A 20,055-nucleotide genomic window follows, 5' to 3' on the forward strand; every position below is an offset into this window, starting at 1 on the left:
TACCACTCACATCAATTTGAAAATCATAGGTTACAGGTCAATTAACTAATTGTTTTAGCATTTAACCGATTTCCTAATTTTGTTTGGATGTATAATTAATACACCTAATGTATATAGGGTACCCTCACAAAGATTGTTTTTACTAAATGGTTTTTGAAATCAATATTTGGTGGTAAATATGAAGTACAGACAGAAAACAATATTGACTGGTGCTTTAATAGTGCTGGTATTAATTATGGGTGTCCCGTTTACGGCAGCAACATATAACTTTTCAAACGGACCGGGCGAAAATGACATCCTTGTAGCAACGGCATTCACGAATGAAACGAAAACATATGGAACACTTGAACAAATATCAAATGCTCCTGATGGGGACTTCACATTTTCAGAGTTGCCAGACGGAGAGTATAAGCTTTATTTTTCATACTGGATTCCTGAAATGACTGGCTGGGGTGTGGGAGATACCACGGTCACTATTGAAAACGGAGAAACATTAGAAAATCTGTTGTTTAATGGAACTCTTCTATATGGAGACAACGACTCTTACTTATGGCCTCAGGCTGAAGCATTGTATGACAGCATAGTCAATGGAACCGTAATTCCTGTATCAGGATCAGGTTCTATATCAGGGACAGCAGGCTTCTTTGATTCCAGCGATACCGCCACAGATTACATGAAATTTGCAAGGGGAGCTGCAATCGGACTATGGAAAGTACAAGAAGAAGAAGAAGAAGAAAATGTGCTTCCTGTAGCAAATTTCAGCTCAAATGTAACCGCAGGCAACCCACCTCTGACCGTGCAGTTCACTGACAATTCAACTGGGGCCAATAGTTGGTCATGGGATCTAAATGGTGACGGAATAGAGGATTCAAATGAAACAAATCCGAAGTTCACATATACAGAGACAGGTACTTACAACGTAAGCCTTACTGTGAGCAATACAGGAGGTAGTGATACCGAAACAAAATCAGATTACATCTACTTATGTAATCCGCTATTCCAACCTGGTGAAAACGATATCCTGGTAGCAAAAGGAGTTACTAATGCTACGAAAACATATGGTTCTTTTGAGAACATATTGAGTTCCTCTGACGGAGACTTCGCTTTCTCAGACTTGCCTGACGGAGAGTATGAGATTTATTTCTCATACTGGATTCCTATAATGGCTTCCTGGGGCGTGGGCAAATTACCGGTTACCATCGAGGATGGGCAAGCCGTGGAAGGCCTATTGTTTAACGGGAGCACGCTGTCTAATGACGACTGCTCATTTATGTGGCCCCAGGCTGAAACACTGAAGGATAAAATAGATAATGGAACTGTAACCCCTGTTTCAGGATCAGGCTCCATATCAGGAACAGCAGGATATTTTAATAGCACTGGCGCACCCTCCGCCTACATGTACTTCGCAAGGAATGCCTCCATAGGACTATGGAAAGTGGCAGAGGAAAAGGAAGAGGAAACTGAAGTAAATGTATCTCTGGCAAGCTCCACATTCCTTGGAGGAAACGGTGATGAATCCATAACTAATGGAAATAAAGTGAGCGTAGCCAATGACGGAACTGTGTATGTAATAGGCAGCACCGACTCGACAGACATTCCTGTAACAACAGGTGTCTATCAGACATCTCTGGCCGGAAGTACCGACCTGTTCATTGCCAGGTATAACAGCGATATGTCTGAACTGCTTGCATGTACATACTTTGGCGGAACTGGATCAGAAACGAGAGGCTGCATCAAAATAGGATTCGATGGAAGTGTATATGTGCACGGTAGTACTACATCCAGTGACCTGCCTGCTACAGGATCATATTCAACAATGCAGAGTGGCACGAATACTTTTGTAGCTAAGTTCGACTCTTCCCTGAGCTCACTGCAAGCCTGTACAAACATGGGAGGGTTGGGTCATGATTACGCATATGCCATCAATGTCCTGGATGATGAAATATACATAACGGGGTCGACAAAATCTGTGGTAATGGCTACTGCCGGAGCATATCAGACATCTTATGATTTCGATAGCGAGGATATCTTTGTAGCCAAATTAAACAACTCACTTGGAGTGATAGCATATACATACCTTGGAAGTGACGATGATGAGGTAGGTGTTGATATCGAATTCGGAAGTGATGGAACCGTGTACCTGTTAGCTGATGTTAAAGATAATGGTATGGCTACCACCGGAGCATACGATGATACAAGTAATGGAAACTACGATACTTTTGTAGCTAATTTCGATTCATCCCTGAGTACACTACTCGCAGGCACTTATTTCGGAGGGGGCGAGGATGAAAGATCAAATGATCTGGAAGTCGGAAGCGATGGATGCATATACATATCCGGTAGGACTAAGTCAGGTGTTCTGGCGACTTCCGGGGCATTTGAAACAGAAATATCAAATACAAGCACCTGGGAGGGATATGTAGCCAAATTCGATAGCTCTCTGGAAACACTGTATGCATGTACGTATTTTGGTGGCAATGACAATGATTACCTGTCTTCTGTTGTTGTAGCTGATGATAATGTATTCATCACAGGATATACAGAATCTATAGATATACCAACTACGACATCCGGAACGAACAGCGGTGATAATGATGCATTTGTGAGCTGGCTCAATGATGACCTCAGTACATTGCTGTACAGCACATATTATGGAGGTAGTGATAGTGAGACTGCACATGGATCAGTAATTACCGAAACCGGTAATCTCCTTCTCTGTGGGCAGACTGGTTCAGTCGATCTACCCGTTGAAAACGCAGTAGATGACAGTTTCAATGGAAGCAGTGACCTGTTTGTGTCCCGGTGGAGAGTTCTGGATGAAAGTGAACCAAAACTCTTCTTCAGCCCGGAGGATACAACACTTATAGACGGCCAAACAACCGAGATAGCCATCAAAGTAAGCTCCCTGCCAGATGGCCTCTCTGGCTATGAACTCACTGTGAATATCGCTGACTCTGCAATTGCCCAGATTGTGGACATCACATATCCTGAATGGTCAACGATCACTGATAATTCATCCCTTCCAGGCAGTTCTGTTTACCTGAAAACAGTTGACCTGGAAAGAGATGTTCAGGTAGATGCCACAGGCGTTATACTTGCCACTCTGACTGTGGAAGGTAAAAAAGCAGGAAACACCAACATTAGCCTGGATGTTAGCAAACTGGAGAGTGACGATGGTAATGAAATCAATGCGATAGTAGAAACTGGAACTCTGGAAGTCACAATGATGCCGATTCCGGGAGAGACAGCATCCCCAAGGGATCTTGATGGTGACGGTCTCTATGAAGACCTCACAGGTGATGGTGCCTGCGGCTTTGTGGATGTCGAAGCGTTCTTCTACCAGATGGACTGGATTGAAGAAAACATGCCATCAAAGGTAGATTATAACGGCAATGGCAGGGTTGACTTCGACGATGTGGTTTCCCTCTTTGATATGGTGTGAGGTGAAAAAGAAAAACTCCGGACAGAGGGAGGAGTACAAAAGTCATGGAAAAGGAAGAATTTGATTCCCTTTCCTGACTTTTTCCTTTTTTATCACTGGCAGATTAAGTGCCTGAGAATTAAAACGTTTATCACGAGGTGATTAGTTTGAAAAAAACACATCAAAAAAACATTACAAAACTATTAGTTTTTACATTCATAATTTCATCTTTCTATGTGGGAGCTGCAGGAGCTACCCCTTCTCTTATCTTTGATCCTTCAGTGCCTGTATCCATTGAAGCAGGGGAAACGGTTGAGGTCTCATTGAGTGTTGATGAACTTCCGGACGGACTTTCAGGGTATGAATTACGTGTAGATATCGATAAGTCGGATGTTGCCGAAATCGTGGATGTCACATATCCTTCCTGGTCTTCTATTGAAGAAAGTTCATCATTGCCCGGAACTTCCATCTATATTAAGGCTGTTGATGCCAGCAGCCAGATAGATCCAGGTGCATTGGACACAGAGATTGCAATCCTTACTTTAAATGGACTTGATGGAGGAACTACAGGTATTACCGTAACGGTATCCAGATTTGATGACGACGACGGCGATATCAGTGACCTGGAAAATGCAGAGTATGCAGAAGATGACAGTTCACAATCATCATCTTCTTCCGGTAGCGGAGGAACTAGTATCAGTAGTACTACAACCACCGGGGAAAAGTATGAGAACATCCTTTTGAAGGAGATTCAGTCCTTTTTTGTCAGTGCCGGATCATACATCAACTACGAGTTCAATAATGAAGATAATGCTATCTCTTACGTCCGCTTCGATTCCCTGAAAGACTCAGGAACGACACAGGCTACCATCGAAATACTGAAAAGCCGATCCTCGTTCGCAGATAGTGATGCTCCGGACAAGATCTACCAGCAGATGAATATATGGATAGGTAAGACTGGATTTGCAACTAAAGAGAATATTGATAATCCCATAGTCGGTTTCAGTGTGAACAAAACATGGCTTGCTGAAAACAATCTTGATAAAAATGACATAAATCTTTACAGGTATGTTGATGGTGCCTGGATAAAACTCCTGACCACTGTCACAGACGAAGATGATACATATGTCTATTTCGAAAGCCAGACTTCCGGATTCTCTCCTTTTGCCATTATCGGAGAAAACGTGGACACCGAGGAGGATAGCCTGAAATCTGTAGATGATACAGATGAATACCAGGCATCTGGCGAAGAAGTTGCCGGAACAGGTACGACTGCTGAACAGGAACCAGGTAGCATTCCGGGCTTTGAAACTGTAACAACCATTATGGCAATCGCTGCCGTTTCAGGAATATGTTCATCCGGATTAAAGAATAAACGGAAATGATAGCATAAAACAGAACAATTAAAAAAAGGTTGCTTTTTCAGTATCAGACTTTTCTATATGATGTAGCAATCTTTTTTTGGTTAATAAATGAGAAGTTCCCCTTCTGAATAGAAGGATAACTTCTCCAGGATTTATTTTTTAACTTAAAAGCAGATGCTATGGATTTTTCCGGAATATAAGTAAGTGTTTGGGAGTTCTGGCTATTCCTAACTCTGTTAGGAGGAGATATTCATACACCTAATAAACATTAGAGTCACCAAAGAATTTTCGCCCTACGAATAATTTCGGAAATATTTGAAAATGGTGGATATTATGTATAGTAAACACAAGTTATGGATACTTTTTAGTTTTTTTATATTGGTACTGACCGTATGTCCTGCACTGTCAGCGGCAACATTCGATTTTTCAGATGTGCCTGGTGCAAACAACACAAATTACACCCTGATAGCAAAGACATACACAGATGATACGGAAACAATAGTATATGATACTCTTGAGGATTTAATAAATGCTCCTGACGGGGACTTTACCTTTTCAGACGTACCAGATGGTGAATATGAAATTTTTTTCTCATACTGGATTCCTGCTATGAATGGCTGGGGAGTAGGCAATACAACTGTTACCATTGAAAATGGGGAGGCTGTGGAAAATCTGTTGTTTAATGGAACTCTTCTATATGGAGACAACGATTCTTACCTATGGCCTCAGGCAGAGGCATTGCATGATACCATAGTCAGCGGAACTGTGACTTCTGTTTCCGGAAATGGTTCCATATCAGGGACAGCAGGATTCTTTGATTCCAGCGATGCACCCTCCCACTACATGAAAATTGCCAGAGGTGCAGCAATCGGATTATACTCAAAAGAGTATGTGGAAGCAGATGAAGAATACCTTAACATAACACAGCCAGTAAACATATCCTGCATAGTGATGGACGATGACAGTGCGTATATGCTCCGGGAGGCGGTTTCACAGCTAGACCTGGAGGATCAGGGGGTAAATATTTCGGTTTATGCCTTTAGCCGGTCATCTACTTCCAACATATCTTATACAGCACCTGAAAACGTTGATCTGGGAGATAGTGATGTGATTGTTCTGTTTTCCATGACAGCTATGTCTTTTATGGCTGCTTCTGTCGAAGATGATGTAATAGCCATCGTGAACGGGACTAAAAGTGAGAACGCCACTATTATTGATCTCGGAGGCTTCGGTCTGGGAACTGTAGAACTGGATAAATATCCTAAACTGGAAGAATACTGGAATAACTTCTATTCAATCAATACGGAAAGGCTGCTGGCCTATATACTGATCAATTTCTGTGAGGGGATCGATGGGAATGTATGGGATCCTATAACGGTTCCTACAAATGGTGTCTACCATCCGGATATGGGCAGGCCTTCTTTTGAAACACTTGAGGAATATATGGAGTGGTATTCTACGGATGACGGCACCCATCATGTGTACAATCCCGACAATATCACTATAGGCATACCTTTCCTGATCAACACAAATGGGGACATAGGAGACAGGGCTATCGATGATCTCATCAGCAGACTTGAAGCAAAGGGCATCAATGTAATTCCCGTACACATGCACTGGTTACTCTACAGCAGTACTCCGGAGTATTTCAAATATGAAGAAGAATGGCTTGTAGATGCTTTTATAGACATGGGAATGGGTGCCATGGTCACCGGCGTAATATATGACACGGATTACCTGCAGGATGTCAATGTTCCTGTTATCAATGCCATCGAGTATGAAGGAACCATAGAGGAATGGGAAAACAGTACCACAGGAAGGAGTTATTATTACCAGTACCAGATACCCATCATGGAAATTGGAGGGGAAATCGAATCCATAGTAGTCAGCGGCAAGAAATATGACGAAGACCACGACGCATACGTGGATGAGCCCATCCCTGCACAGATGGAATGGATGATTAACCGCACCCTGAACTGGATAAATCTCAAAACTACTGAGAACGAAGATCGCAAAGTTGCCCTGATCTATTACCATAACTCTCCGGGAAGGGATACAGCAATGACAGCCACCAACCTTGACGTGGCTCCCAGTATAGTCTCATTGCTGGAAGGAATGGAAGACCGGGGCTACACCCTTGGTAACAGTACACCCAACGCAACGGAGCTTCGCCAGCTGGTGGAGGATCAGGGACGCAATATTGGTGCCTGGGCTCCCGATGAACTGGAAACGATAGTAAGCACCAATGAAACGGAACTCATGCCAGTGGAAGAATATATGGAAATGTTTTCCCAGCTACCGGAGAGTTGCCAAAATGAAGTAACAGAAATATGGGGAGAAGCTCCCGGTGATCTTATGGTATATGAGAATGAAAGTGGAAAATATTTCGTATTCCCAAAGATCACTCTGGGTAATGTAATACTGGCTCCCCAGCCAACACGCGGAGGTACTAATAACACTTCCATCCTCTACCATGACCAGACCACACCTCCTGACCACCATTACATTGCTTTCTACCTGTGGTTACAGAAACAATACGAAGCTGATGTAGTTATCCATTTCGGACAGCACGGAACCCAGGAGTGGCTTAAGGGCAAAGGAGTGGGGCTTTCGGCTACTGAGGACTGGCCTGCCATAGTAATCGGAGATATGCCGGTGGTCTATATCTATAACGTCGGAGGAATTTCAGAAGGGTCTGTAGCGAAAAGAAGAGGCAACTGCGTAATAGTGGATCACGCTACACCGGCAATAGTTGACGCCGGACTATATGGAGAACTTCTGGAACTGCACGACAAGATACACCTCTACACGGAGGCTGATCAAAACAATGATTCAATCAAATATGATTACAGAAATTCGACAATAGAACTGTATGAATCCCTGGGATTTGAAAACGTTCTGAGTGTGTCTGCAGAAGAATTGGTCGATATGACGGAAGAGGAGTATGAGGAGTTTGTGATTTATGGAGAAGTTCACAGCTACCTGCATGAACTGGCCTCGGAAAATATGCCTTATGGACTGCACATCCTTGGTGAGACTCTGGAAGGGGAAGAGCTGGTAGCCATGGTCAAATCCCTGCTGGGAAGCAGTTTTAAGGAGAATGTTGCTGCGGTGTACGAAGGTGATGAAGAGGAACTGGAATCCGCCAACGAGAATAATACACTGTATAAAATGCTTGAAGACTTGCTGATTAACGGTACCGAACCGGAAGATATACTGGAAATATACCTGAATGAAACACCATCGATGTATAAAGAAATAGCAGGGGTTACTCACACATACAATAACGGGACCTTCGGATTTACTAATCTGGATGGAGAGGACTGGGCTAATGACTGGGTCAATTATTCAGTCTATGCATTGGAATCTTCCGGTGAGGAATACCTGACCGGAAATGAAATGTTGACTATAAGGGGACCCCAGAACGCAACCTGTGAAGTGGAACTGGAAAGTTCTACCCTACAGGAGTTCAATAAAATAGAAGCTCTTCTTCCGGGAGATGCCAGCCTTTCCGGCCAGGTATGGTATTATTCCAAAATGAACTCTACGAACAAAACCGGAGTGGAAATGACAGTCCTGCTCCTCCAGGATGATGCTGTGGTGGCAGTTGACAGAACCGATGGTGACGGAAACTTTTCATTCATTAACCTGCCTGATGGAACCTATACTCTTAGGGCATATTACTATCAGTATGTTGCGGAGATGGGCGGTGCACAGTTCTATTACATAGATCAGGAAACAACGGAACACGTTCTTGAAGAAGGGGAAAGTGAAGAAGACTACAAACTCTGGGTATATACAAGCGGAACCGAAGATGAATACAATGAATTACAGGCTCTCACAGGCAATTCATCAATCTCCGGCCAGACATACTATACTTCGGAAGGAGAACGAATAAATTCCACATCGCTTGTCATTCTGGAGAAGCAAAGTTTCCGCCTCTCAACCGATGCTCAGAAGGTATATGATGATCTTGAAGATGCTATCACCTATGCAGAAACCCTGGAGGCATGCGGAGGCGAGATTGAAAGTGTTCTGAATGCCCTTGAAGGACAATACATAGCCCCGGCTCTTGGGGACGACCCGATACGCAGTCCTTCAGTCCTCCCAACGGGCAAGAATTTCTATTCTTTCAATCCATATGTAATACCAAGCGAGGAGACCTGGAATCAGGGTGTGGAACTTACGGATGCATTCCTTGAAGAGTGGAAGGAGGCGAACGACGGAGAATATCCCACAAAGATAGGTTTTGTCCTCTGGTCAGCAGAAACCCTGCGGCATAAAGGCGTTATGGAATCCGAGATACTGTACCTGATGGGTGTCAGGCCGGTATGGGAGAATGGCATCCTTTCAGATGTGGAGATAATCCCGGACGAAGAACTGACCCATCCGCGTATTGATGTGGTGGTCACCATCACAGGTGTATACAGGGATACGTGGGAACTGCAGATAGAAATGATGGACAGGGCCGTGGCAAAGGTTTCGGAGCTGGACGATTCTGATAGTACCTGGGACAACTATGTGAAGGAAAATTCCGATGGTTTGTATGAGTACCTGAATGGAACCGGCAACTATACACAAGAGGAAGCAAAAGACCTTTCAATGGATAGGGTTTTTGGCCCTGATCTGGGAATGTATGAAGTCGGTTCAATGGGCTCTGCAATGTCCCAGAGTGATACATGGAATGGTAACGATAGCGAACTTGCGGCACTGTACCTGAGCAGTATGGCTTATGTATACGGTGAGGATGTATGGGGTCAGCACGAACCCGAGTTATTCAAAAAGGTACTAAGTGGCACGGAGGCTATTGTGTTCAGCAGGAGTGGCAATGACGGCCGCGGAAGCAGTGGAGTAGTCTTTGACCACGTCAGCACGTTCTACGGAGGACTGGCCCTGGCAATAAAGGAAATCGACGGGGAATATCCGGAAATGTATATTGCAGACCTGAGAGACTCGGAAAATATGGAAACAACAACCCTTGTAGAATACCTTTACACAGAGTTGTACTCCACCTACTGGAATCCAACGTATATATCAGGCCTGATGGAAAGTGGCTACGCCGGGGCGGCAGAATTGTTAGCTATTTTGCAAGATCTCGCTGCGCTTGATTATACCACGGGAGCTGTTACCGATGATATGTGGCAGCAGATATACGACACCTATGTACTGGATTCAAATGACCTTGGACTGGAAGAATGGTTTAATGATAATAATCCATATGCTCTCCAGTCCGCGTACGCCCAGTTAATTGAAGCAATAAGGTTGGGGGAATGGGAGGCTTCAGACGATGTACTTGAGAATCTGGCAAATAAGTACCAGGAATCCGTAGAAGAGTATGGCCCCTGCTGCTGTGTCCTTTGCTGTGGAAACGCTCTTTTAGATGACTATGCCAATGGACATGCAACATCGCATCAGATACTGGATAACCCCAGCACTGATCTCAGTAGTACTTCATCAGGCGGAAGTAGCGGTACCGGCAGTGCAAAGATTGTCCCTGCGAACAACAACGAGAACCAGGAAAGCATGAGTAACCAGAGTTCCAACGCAAACGATGGGGGCTACGGAACAGATACTTCGCGTGCTTCAACTCCTGACAACTATGTGGAAGGGAATGTAATGCAAGCCGAGACTAATGCAAACCAAAACAGCCAGAGTTCCACATCCGGAATGTCAGCCTCAGGGGTCGCAATACTCGGAACAGTGTTTGTGTTGCTGACTCTCACAGTATTCTATGTGGGATTTAAGAGAAATTGATGAGTGTTGAAATGCACCCTGAAACAAATTCGGGGTGCAATTTTTTTTATTGATATGCTTTTGTTTTCTTTCTACAGATGATTTTTTTAGGATATGATCCTGAAGACTGGTTTGTTCATATTGAAAAAGTAAAGAAGTTCCGGACAAGACATATGGCGAATGTGTATAGATTTAACTAACAATTATAGTTATACCAAAACTTCTAAATAAGTATAACACGTATAATGGACCGCTGTTATGCAGCATCGCACATCACAATCAACTGTTATCTGTCATGCAGTTGTTTTTCCATCCATGGAAATGATGTTTTGTTGCATACCGGCCTTCGTATGTTTGTGAGAGACTATGGAGAATGCACTCATACCTAAAGGCAGTGCACAAAATGCGAGGGCAAATCAGGCACCGTTTGTCCTCTTAAAATTATTTTTGTTAGTATAATGACTATTATTTTTTTGTAGGTGTACTTTTATTTGAAAATTCATATTTTTCTGGAACAGAAAAACCATTTTCTATTTTAGTGGTATGAATAATCATTTTATTGAACAGACAGAAAGTTTGTTTTTCATATTATACCTAACTTTATTAGAGTAGGATAGATGTATCCCTAACACTAATTTATTACTCTAACAGATATGTAGCTATCTAATAATTGTGCATAGTACGCAAATTAGTAGCCATATCTATGATTGTATAGAAGGTACAAATAGAATTCAAAAATGCCGGGCATGAAAATCAAATATGTATTTATGCCTCTTGTTTCCTGGTAACAAAAGTAACATTTACCAACCTGTCAAATCCTAATTCAAAAGCAAATCAAGAAATCTGTGGCAAGGATTTACAGGCATCTTCCGGTATTTTTGAATTTTATTAAGTATCTGGATTCTGGAATATCAAAAAATTACCCATCAAGTAGTATGATATAATTTAGGAGGAAAAATGGATATTGCTTATTCTATTGTAGTTGGTATATTGTTATCAATCCTGGTCTTCGGCATGAAAACCGGCGCAGGATGTGGCTTTTCAAGTATAGGGTTTAAAAAGATATTATTGCTTGGAGGGACCTATTTCATAATATCCCTGATCATGGGTTCCCTTACCGGATATATAAATATCCAGGGATTGCAGGATATTGCAGGAAAAGGTATGGTCGTACACTCAATCCTTGCAATCCTGCTTATAGGTGTAGGGATCTATACGAATAAAAAATGGAATTGCGGATGTGACGTTTCAAAGCATACCTTTGTATTACTTTCACTTCCCTGTCCCGTATGTCTTGCAGCCTTGTTCCTTTCATGTATGATTCTGGTTACGACTTTTGAAGTAAATGGAATGCTTGTAGGACTTCTTGTAGGACTTGTATTCTTCATATCAGTGGTGAGTTCCGCATACCTTTTCAGGAAAATGGGTAAAAAACCCGACACACTTGGAAATATAATGGTATTTCTGGGACTTTTTTATATGCTAAGCATCCTGCTAATCCCGTCATTTATCAAAATGCAGTCAATGAACATAACACCCGTATCATCTGAAAGTGTAGGAATAATACCTTTCCTTGTATTCGGTATATTCATCCTGGCAGGGTATTTGAAAGAGAAGATAAGGAGGCATTCATAATGGCTTTTGAGTCTTTTGTATTCCAGACGCTGTACATATTTTCAGCTTCCTTACTGTATCCTGTGATTATCACATTGATCCTGTTGGTTATCTTTTCACTATCCCTGATAGGAGAATTCCTCTCAGAATACTCAAAAAGGAATCGTGACCCTGCCAATCTGGAACAGTGCTGTACTGTTGTAAGAAAGAATATTGGCTCACAGGATTTCAAAAAGGCTGCAGTATCCCTGCAAAATATCAAACAGAACCAGATGGTAATAGATTTTGCAAATGCAGCCTCAAAACATCTTGAGAATAATATGCTGCCTTCCATCGAATGGCTGGCACAGGAATTTGAGATCAGGATGTCAAAGAGACTGGAACAGACCAGGATAGTTGCCACTATTTCGCCTATGCTGGGACTTATGGGTACCCTTATACCTCTTGGACCTGCACTCATCGGACTATCTAACGGCGACATAGAACAACTTGCAAACAATCTCATGATAGCCTTTGCTACAACGGTTGTAGGCCTTTTCGCAGGAAGCATTGGATATGTTCTCACCCAGATCAGAAAAAGATGGTACTGGCAGGACATGGCAGACATAGATTACATTTTAGAGACTCTGGAGGTTAAAGCTTGAAGCGAAAAAGCCGAAGAAGACTCATAGATAACGAAGATGAGCAAAATCCCCTTACAGGGGTTGCTAATCTTTTTGATATTGCCATGGTCTTTTCCGTTGCCCTTCTTGTTGCTCTTGTTATGTCATACCAGTTACCGGAGTTACTGGACCCCAGTGAGGATTTAACAATTATCAAAAATCCTGGACAGCAGGATATGAAAATAATAATCAAAGAGGAAGGCAAGCCAATAGAAGTCCTGAACATGACAGATGAGGTAGGAGGCGGAACAGGGGAAGCCCTTGGGACTGCATACAGGCTGGCTGATGGCAGAGTGATCTATGTGCCTGAAGACAGCGAAGAATCAGCGGAAAACAATTGATCAGTGGCCCGGTCTTCTCGACCGGACATACTTTTTCATTTTTTCAATAGTCACGTCATGAAGTTGCTGTTCAAGGACAAGAGCATCTTTTTCTGCAATACTCTCAGGGACATGTATGATGTCCATGAGAAGGGATTTCAGATGATCATGCCTGTTCTCCGCAATCCTTGCTACATTGTTTCCTTTTGAAGTAAGGTTCACACTTCCGTATTTTACATAGCTTACATAACCTTCTTTATCCAGGCGTTTTACCATTTCAGTTGCACTTGGAGCCCTGACATTCATTGCTCCTGCAATATCCTTAATGCGTGCATAGCCTTTTTCAGATTCGATAGTCATTATAGCTTTCAAATAGTTCTCTGCTTTTCTCGATAGCATCATCCATCCAGCCTTAACCTTTTTGACAATACTGAAATATTTCATTCCATCAAATATAATCTCAAATCTGCTGATCCACAGAAACGGAAGATGTTCCCATAATGTTGTCATATTTTACCGCAGGATCAGAACTTCGCATCTTCCATCCTCCTGCCTGTTGTTGCATCATCCATAACCTCTGGTACAACCCTCCTCCTGATACAAGTAAGTCATGTGTCCCGGATTCGGATATTTTACCGTCATCCAGAACAAGTATCTGGTCCGCATTTTCTATGGACTTAAACCGGTGTGCAATAACAATAAGAGTACGTCCTCTTACCAGATTCTCCAGAGCCTCCTGGATGACTGCTTCATTTTCAGGATCCAGTGATGCCGTTGCCTCATCCAGCAGGACTATAGGTGCATCTTTCAGGATTGCCCTTGCAATTGATATTCTCTGGCGCTCACCACCTGAAAGTGAGCTGCCACCTTCACTTACAATCGTATCATAACCCTGCGGAAGTTTTTCAATAAACTCATCACAGCGTGCAAGTCTTGCAGCTTTCTTTATTTCCTCAAGTGTAGCATACTGCTTACCCACCCGTATATTATTAGCTATAGTGTCATTGAAAAGATACACATCCTGAAATACCATTGATATACGGGAAAGGAGAAGATCAGGATTAAGCTCTTTAACCGGAACTCCACCAATACTAATGGAACCTGACTGGACATCCCAGAAACGCGCTATCAGGTTTATCATTGTTGATTTTCCGGAACCTGAAAGTCCTACAAGAGCTGTCATGGAGTTCACCGGAAAACGACAGTTTATGTTTTTCAGGACATCTTTGTCTTTGTAACGGAAACTGACATTATTGAACTCAATTGTGTTATCATCAGGAAGTTCCTGTTCGGCATCAAACGGCAATTCTTCTGCAGTCAGGACTTCACCAATGCGGTCAATTGAAAGACGTGTGTAGCGCATCAGGACCAGGATAGGTCCAAGCTTTTTGATGGGAGCAAAGAAATAATACCCAAGTACTGCAAAAGTAAAAAGTTCCGGTATTGATATATCACCTGTAAGAGTCATTGTGGCTCCAGCTGACAGCATGATCAGGTATCCTGCATCCAGCAGTAACAGGAAGATCTGGACAGGAATTCCGGCATATACTTCACTTTTGAAACTGAGTTTTTTCAGTTTTCTCATGGTGTTGTCAAGTATGCTGAATTTGTCACCTGTCATATCATATGATTTGAGTAGTTTTACAGAGCGTGCATATTCAAGTATCCTTGAGGAAGTCTGATTAATAGCTGTTACATGCTCCATTCCAAGTGCGGCTATTATCCGCCGGGCCAGAATTACAAAAAATGCAGCAATAAGCACAGACAGCAGCATTATACCGGCCATTTCCGCATTCACATATATCAGGAACAGGCCAATAAGCACAGGCACTACCACTGAAGTAACTATATCCGGCAGGTTATGTGATAATGTTGTTTCTGCCTGGCTGACATCATGCAAAAGACGGCCTGTGACATCTCCCGGATCCTTCTGTTTGAAAAAACCAAGCTGAAGACGCCTGAGCTTATTTCCCAGAACAATACGCAGGTCAGTTGAGATAGAGTAAGCACGTACATAGTTATTGGTCTGGCTTATCACAGTTAACATCAGGTAAAGTACGAATGCTGAGATATAGAAAGCAAATAATTCCCAGAGATAGGAAAAATCATGTGCCGTATTGTTTAACACCGGTAGTACCAATCCCAGGATGAACAGGTAAAGCAGACCATTGAATAATCCCCTGGGAATATCGGACAGGAAATTAAGGCCAACTATGCTTAAGATGTCTTTCCTGTTATCAGCATATAAATCCCATGATTTATTTTCTTTCATTTAATCACTCTCCTTGTCTGAAAGTTTCCAGTGTCTTGCTTTTGTATGGGCTTTCCACATCTGGTAATAAAGACCTTTATTTTCCAGGAGTTGATCGTGGGTACCCTGCTCTTCAACCTCACCGTGATTGACAACAAGAATAGAATCCGCATTAACAATAGTAGAAAGACGATGGGCAATCACAACAACTGTTTTACCGGCCATGAGCTTTGAAAAAGCTTCCTGCATCCGTGTTTCATTTTCTGCATCTGCATAGGAACTGGCTTCATCCAGAAGGATTACCGGAGGGTCTTTGAGTATCACCCGTGCCAGAGCTATGCGTTGTTTTTCTCCCCCGCTCAGGTGAACCTCGCCACCCTCGCCTATGACGGTATCATAACCATTGGGAAGAGAAAGTATGAAATCATGACATGCGGCTGCCCTGGCAGCTTTCTCAATGGACTCCTGAGTCACATCAGTCTTTCCCATACGGATGTTTTCCCTTACAGTATCAGTGAGCATCTGCACTTCCTGGAAAACAGTTCCAACTGTCCGGTTCACACCAGCAGTGCCCATATCCCGGAGATCAATACCTCCGATACGGATTGTTCCGCATGAAACATCCCACATTCTTGCCATGAGGTTTACAAGGGTCGTCTTACCAGCTCCACTTGGGCCTACTATTGCTGTAAAGGACCCTTCAGGAATAACGGTATTGATATTTGAAAGAACCTCAGAGTTGTGATATCTGAAACAAACATCATTGAGTTCGATACCATATCTGTCGGGAATAATTGGACTGGAAGGTTCAGGAAGTGGTTTTTCGTTAAGTATTGATTCAATCCTTTTTGCACCCTCAAATATGTACTCAGAGTGGGAAACGGTCATTATGAAAGGAATGAACTCACACATACAACCGGTACCAAGCAAAAGGAAAAGAATCATGGTGGATACATTAATTTCCCCCATTTGCAGAAGGTAAAGTCCTGTGGGAATTACAAATATCCCACCACCAACAACTATGGCAGAAAATGTAGCCCAATACGGGGTACTTTTCTTTGAGATTTTCAGGACGAATTTCCTGTAATCAAGAACCGAGAATTTCAGCCTTCTGAACGAATCCAGTGTAAGATTAAAAACCTTCACCGCAGGCATTCCCTGTACATACTCCACACTTGTGGAATTCATTTTCTCAAGAGAGTCATGGTATTCCCTGAAAGATTCACGACGTTGTTGACCTGTACCGGCGCCACTCCACATCATTTTGACCAGTATCAGGCCAAGAGGCAATGGAATTGCGGCGGCAATGGCCAGACGCCAGTCAACCGTAAAAAGAAAAGCAAGTGTTACCAGTGGAAGCACCAGGCCGGAGACCATGTCAGGAATGTGATGAGCAACAAAATTTTCGATGGTTTCAACGTCTTCCTGTATGATCTTACGGACCCTTCCTGTATTATTGGATGACCAGAATCCCATTGGCAAAGTTCCAATGTGTTCCGTAAGACGTTTACGTATAATGTAGAGAAGGTCAAAGGCTGCAATGTGACTGGAAACAAAACTGGAAATTACCAGTATATATCGCAGCACTATTGCCAGAAATCCATAAAACAGCATCTCTATTACAGGTTCAAAGGATGCATTTACCCCTGCATTCAGGTAGTACCTGATAATGTAAAAGATGATTACGTAAGGGACAATGTATAATACAGAACCTAACGCAGCCAGGATTACCGACAATATAAATTCGATCTTCTTTTGTTTGAACGTTTCCAGTAATAATTCCATTTTAAACTACCTCTGACAGGGATGCAAAATAACCAACCACAGAATTCTATCCATAGAATTAACAAGATAAATTAGTTATGACTAATATTACAAGATATATCTACATACATTAGATATAAAGGTTTTTGCAGATTAATCAAAAGAAACAAGGCAGATACATTTAATCAGAATGTAACATGCTTCTAATAATGTTTTTCAAAATAAAATATGTATGATATTCGTTATTATAAATTCAGAAAAACACAAACCCGGATTATTCCAGCAGAGAAAATAACAAAGCTTTATATATAATCCATTATTTACTAGTTTTTACTAGACATTGTAGTCTTCCCTAAAATACCAACTGGAATTCCAGATGCTAATGCAAAAACCGGGAGACTCAGTAAAAAGAAATGATTGGTGTTAAACATGACAAAAACAATAATTGCATATGGTAGTACCACGGGGAGCACACAGACGCTTGCAGAAGAGATCGAAAGTACATTCAATAAAAATGGTTTTGATGCCAGACTTGTGAATATCACTGACATTGAACCTCCTGAAATCACAGGCTACGATCTGATAGTGTTAGGATGTTCCACCTGGGGAGAAGGTGAACTGCAGGATGATTTCATTCCCTTTGAACGCGAAATGGATGGGCTGAAACTTGAAGGAAAAAAAGCTGCCTGTTTTGGGCCGGGAGACAGTGATTACGTTTTCTTCTGTGAGGCAGTAAATATTCTTGAAGCAAGGCTTGAATCATGCGGAGCAGAACTTGTCACGGAAGGATTGAAAATTGACGGGGATGTTGATGACCAGCTTGACCTGGCATCTGAGTGGGCAGAAAAACTCCTTGCTAATATAAGCTGATAAAACATAAAATGCAATATTTATGGAAATTTATAGTACAACTGTTTATAATCATGTGCTCATTAACTAAAAATGAACAATTCTTTGACATTAAACAGATAGAATAATTCCTTTTTTTATTTTTTGCGTAATGCCTCATTTTGTGCATTCTAAAAAGATCGTGCATTAAGTCAGAACAGAATCTGCTATATCTTGATTTTTTTCGTGATATATTTTTATTTTATTTGCTATATGGAATTTTTCTTAGGTGTTTTCACTGTTAATACATAGTTTTATATTATATGCTGATTAGTGCTACGATTAAATTAAAAAATAACATTTAAATCGATTATTTATTACTTTTGTAATAATAACGATAGCAATTCTAGCTCAATGTAGAACACCCCAAGGAAGGAATCTAAATGGAACACGGAAAAATAGACTGGAATGAAATATGGAAAGAACGAATGGCTGCCCAACACTCAGCAAACAAAGAAGTTGAGAACAACCTGTGGAACAAAAAGGACAACGCCGAAAGATTCTGGAAAAGAACTCAGAAATTCTCTGACAGAACACAACTTACTCTGGAAGAACTTCCGCTAACACCGCAGTCCAGGGTACTTGATATTGGTGCAGGGCCCGGAAGACTCTCAATACCTATTGCAGAAAGGGTTGCACACGTAACGGCTGTTGAACCGGCAGAAGGTATGAGAAATCTGCTTCTTAATAATGTTACTGAAAAAGGAATAACTAACCTTGACTGCGTCAGCAAACGCTGGGAAGACCTTGACGTTGAGAAAGACCTTGACGGTCCTTATGATATTGTCATTGCATCATTCTCTCTTGGTATGCCGGATATAAGGGATGCCATTCAAAAAATGGAACAGGCTTCTTCAAAACATGTTTACCTATACTGGTTTGCAGGAACCAGTCCCTGGGAAGAACATTCTGTAAACCTGTGGCCATATCTGTACGGAACTAATTATACATGCGGTCCTAAATGCGATGTATTATACAACGTTCTCTACGATATGGGAATCTATCCGGATATGGCAGTGTTCCCTATGGAATACACAAATGATTTTACATCCATGGACGAAGCCATGGATTTCTTCAAATCAAGATATACAATTGAGACACCTGAGCAGGAAGCTATTCTTTATAATTATCTCAGGGATGAGCTCTCATGGGAAAATGGCAGCATCTCTGAAAAAGCCGATTCCACACGCGTGCGGATCTGCTGGGAAAAGAAACAGAACAATTAGGAGCTGAGAGTTTGAAAATACTGATATGCGGAAAAGGCGGATGTGGTAAAAGCACGTTAACAGCATTGCTGGCTCAGGCAATGTCCAGAGATGGATACAATGTACTTGTGGTTGACAATGACGAATCCAATTTCGGACTTCACAGGCAGTTGGGAGTGGAACTTCCAGAGGATTTCCTGAATTTTTTTGGCGGGAAAAAAGATCTTGTTGAAAGAATGAAAGCTTCATTTTCAACCGGAGAAGAAGTAAAGTTCTTTGATAACAGATGGGAAATTGCAGACATACCCGGTGAATACATCTCAAAAACAGACAACATTTCACTGATGGCTGTTGGAAAGATACACGACTTCGGAGAAGGGTGTGCCTGTCCAATGGGAGTTCTTTCAAAGCACCTGATAAAGAATATTGATGCAGGAACCAATGATATTGTTTTAGTTGACACCGAGGCCGGAATAGAACATTTTGGCAGGGGAGTGGAGGAAGGATGCGATGCACTTCTAATGGTAATTGATCCGTCCTATGAGTCCATCTGTCTTTCTGAAAAGATAAGCAGCCTTGCAGAAGCTGCCGGGAAAGACCTCTATTATGTACTTAATAGAGTTGAAGGAAAAACTAAAACCGTGCTTTGTGAAAAAGTTCCAGAAGACCGAATTATTGCAACTCTTCCTGTGATGGTTTCTGTTTTTAAAGCCGGACTTCTTGGTGAAAAATTCCAGGTGGATGTGCCTGAGGTTGAAGAAATCTGTGGTTTTTTGAAGAATATAAGTAGCACTTAGAATTTCACTTAAATTTCACTTCACTTGTTAAATAAT

At 42.0% G+C, this 20,055-nt stretch carries 12 protein-coding genes; 9 read left to right on the plus strand and 3 right to left on the minus strand.

Translation table 11 applies throughout. The features are described 5' to 3' along the window. Positions 1-178: 178 nt before the first annotated feature. The 6 genes from METTI_RS01470 to METTI_RS01495 all read left to right on the plus strand — a co-directional run bounded on the left by METTI_RS01470 (position 179) and on the right by METTI_RS01495 (position 13,135). The gene (locus METTI_RS01470) at positions 179-3,442 is read left to right on the plus strand and encodes a PKD domain-containing protein (protein ID WP_023844036.1); all 3,264 of its coding nucleotides are present in this window, start codon (positions 179-181) and stop codon (positions 3,440-3,442) included. Positions 3,443-3,588: 146 nt separating this feature from the next. After that, a complete protein-coding gene (locus METTI_RS01475) occupies positions 3,589-4,806 on the plus strand; it encodes a PGF-pre-PGF domain-containing protein (RefSeq protein WP_023844037.1) in 1,218 nt (405 codons plus the stop codon). 357 nt (positions 4,807-5,163) lie between these two features. Next, entirely contained in the window at positions 5,164-10,539 is a 5,376-nt protein-coding gene (locus METTI_RS01480; RefSeq protein ID WP_169729089.1) for a cobaltochelatase subunit CobN, read from the plus strand. Positions 10,540-11,475: 936 nt separating this feature from the next. Beyond that, the gene (locus METTI_RS01485) at positions 11,476-12,153 is read left to right on the plus strand and encodes a DUF2162 domain-containing protein (protein ID WP_023844039.1); all 678 of its coding nucleotides are present in this window, start codon (positions 11,476-11,478) and stop codon (positions 12,151-12,153) included. Continuing rightward, positions 12,153-12,776 carry a MotA/TolQ/ExbB proton channel family protein gene (locus tag METTI_RS01490; RefSeq protein ID WP_023844040.1) on the plus strand — a complete coding sequence of 208 codons (624 nt, stop codon included), beginning with the start codon at positions 12,153-12,155 and terminating at the stop codon, positions 12,774-12,776. Before METTI_RS01485 ends, METTI_RS01490 begins: the two co-directional genes overlap by 1 nt. Beyond that, positions 12,773-13,135, plus strand: a complete 363-nt coding sequence (locus METTI_RS01495) for a DUF2149 domain-containing protein (RefSeq protein WP_023844041.1) — start codon at positions 12,773-12,775, stop codon at positions 13,133-13,135. The genes METTI_RS01490 and METTI_RS01495 overlap by 4 nt, the downstream gene beginning before the upstream one ends. Here METTI_RS01495 and METTI_RS01500 read toward each other — a convergent pair whose 3' ends face one another. The 3 genes from METTI_RS01500 to METTI_RS01510 are packed head-to-tail and all read right to left on the minus strand — an operon-like array spanning position 13,136 to position 17,150. Then, positions 13,136-13,624 (minus strand): metal-dependent transcriptional regulator, encoded by a 489-nt coding sequence (locus METTI_RS01500; protein WP_023844042.1) that lies wholly within the window; start codon positions 13,622-13,624, stop codon positions 13,136-13,138. Next, positions 13,575-15,386 (minus strand): ABC transporter ATP-binding protein, encoded by a 1,812-nt coding sequence (locus tag METTI_RS01505; RefSeq protein WP_023844043.1) that lies wholly within the window; start codon positions 15,384-15,386, stop codon positions 13,575-13,577. The genes METTI_RS01500 and METTI_RS01505 overlap by 50 nt, the downstream gene beginning before the upstream one ends. Next, positions 15,387-17,150 carry an ABC transporter ATP-binding protein gene (locus METTI_RS01510; RefSeq protein ID WP_023844044.1) on the minus strand — a complete coding sequence of 588 codons (1,764 nt, stop codon included), beginning with the start codon at positions 17,148-17,150 and terminating at the stop codon, positions 15,387-15,389. It abuts the gene before it with no gap. Positions 17,151-17,558: 408 nt separating this feature from the next. Here METTI_RS01510 and METTI_RS01515 point away from each other — a divergent pair, with 408 nt between their 5' ends. The 3 genes from METTI_RS01515 (at position 17,559) to METTI_RS01525 (ending at position 20,019) form a co-directional block, all read left to right on the plus strand. Continuing rightward, complete coding sequence (locus METTI_RS01515) at positions 17,559-17,999, plus strand: flavodoxin (protein ID WP_023844045.1); 441 nt, start codon at positions 17,559-17,561, stop codon at positions 17,997-17,999. 401 nt (positions 18,000-18,400) lie between these two features. Further along, a complete protein-coding gene (locus METTI_RS01520; RefSeq protein WP_023844046.1) occupies positions 18,401-19,243 on the plus strand; it encodes a class I SAM-dependent methyltransferase in 843 nt (280 codons plus the stop codon). Positions 19,244-19,254: 11 nt separating this feature from the next. Next, on the plus strand, positions 19,255-20,019 hold the full coding sequence (locus METTI_RS01525; RefSeq protein ID WP_023844047.1) for an ATP-binding protein: 765 nt from the start codon (positions 19,255-19,257) through the stop codon (positions 20,017-20,019). The last annotated feature ends 36 nt before the right edge of the window (positions 20,020-20,055 follow it).

The sequence above is a fragment of the Methanolobus tindarius DSM 2278 genome, from assembly GCF_000504205.1.
Classification (GTDB): Archaea; Halobacteriota; Methanosarcinia; order Methanosarcinales; family Methanosarcinaceae; genus Methanolobus; species Methanolobus tindarius.

What these genes read in the sequence shown, in the direction of transcription:
- METTI_RS01470 (WP_023844036.1), top strand. Translation starts at nt 179, where the DNA reads ATGAAGTACAGACAGAAAACAATATTGACTGGTGCTTTAATAGTGCTG.
- METTI_RS01500 (WP_023844042.1), bottom strand. Translation starts at nt 13,624, where the DNA reads ATGACAACATTATGGGAACATCTTCCGTTTCTGTGGATCAGCAGATTT.
- METTI_RS01505 (WP_023844043.1), bottom strand. Translation starts at nt 15,386, where the DNA reads ATGAAAGAAAATAAATCATGGGATTTATATGCTGATAACAGGAAAGAC.
- METTI_RS01520 (WP_023844046.1), top strand. Translation starts at nt 18,401, where the DNA reads ATGGAACACGGAAAAATAGACTGGAATGAAATATGGAAAGAACGAATG.
- METTI_RS01485 (WP_023844039.1), top strand. Translation starts at nt 11,476, where the DNA reads ATGGATATTGCTTATTCTATTGTAGTTGGTATATTGTTATCAATCCTG.
- METTI_RS01515 (WP_023844045.1), top strand. Translation starts at nt 17,559, where the DNA reads ATGACAAAAACAATAATTGCATATGGTAGTACCACGGGGAGCACACAG.
- METTI_RS01510 (WP_023844044.1), bottom strand. Translation starts at nt 17,150, where the DNA reads ATGGAATTATTACTGGAAACGTTCAAACAAAAGAAGATCGAATTTATA.
- METTI_RS01490 (WP_023844040.1), top strand. Translation starts at nt 12,153, where the DNA reads ATGGCTTTTGAGTCTTTTGTATTCCAGACGCTGTACATATTTTCAGCT.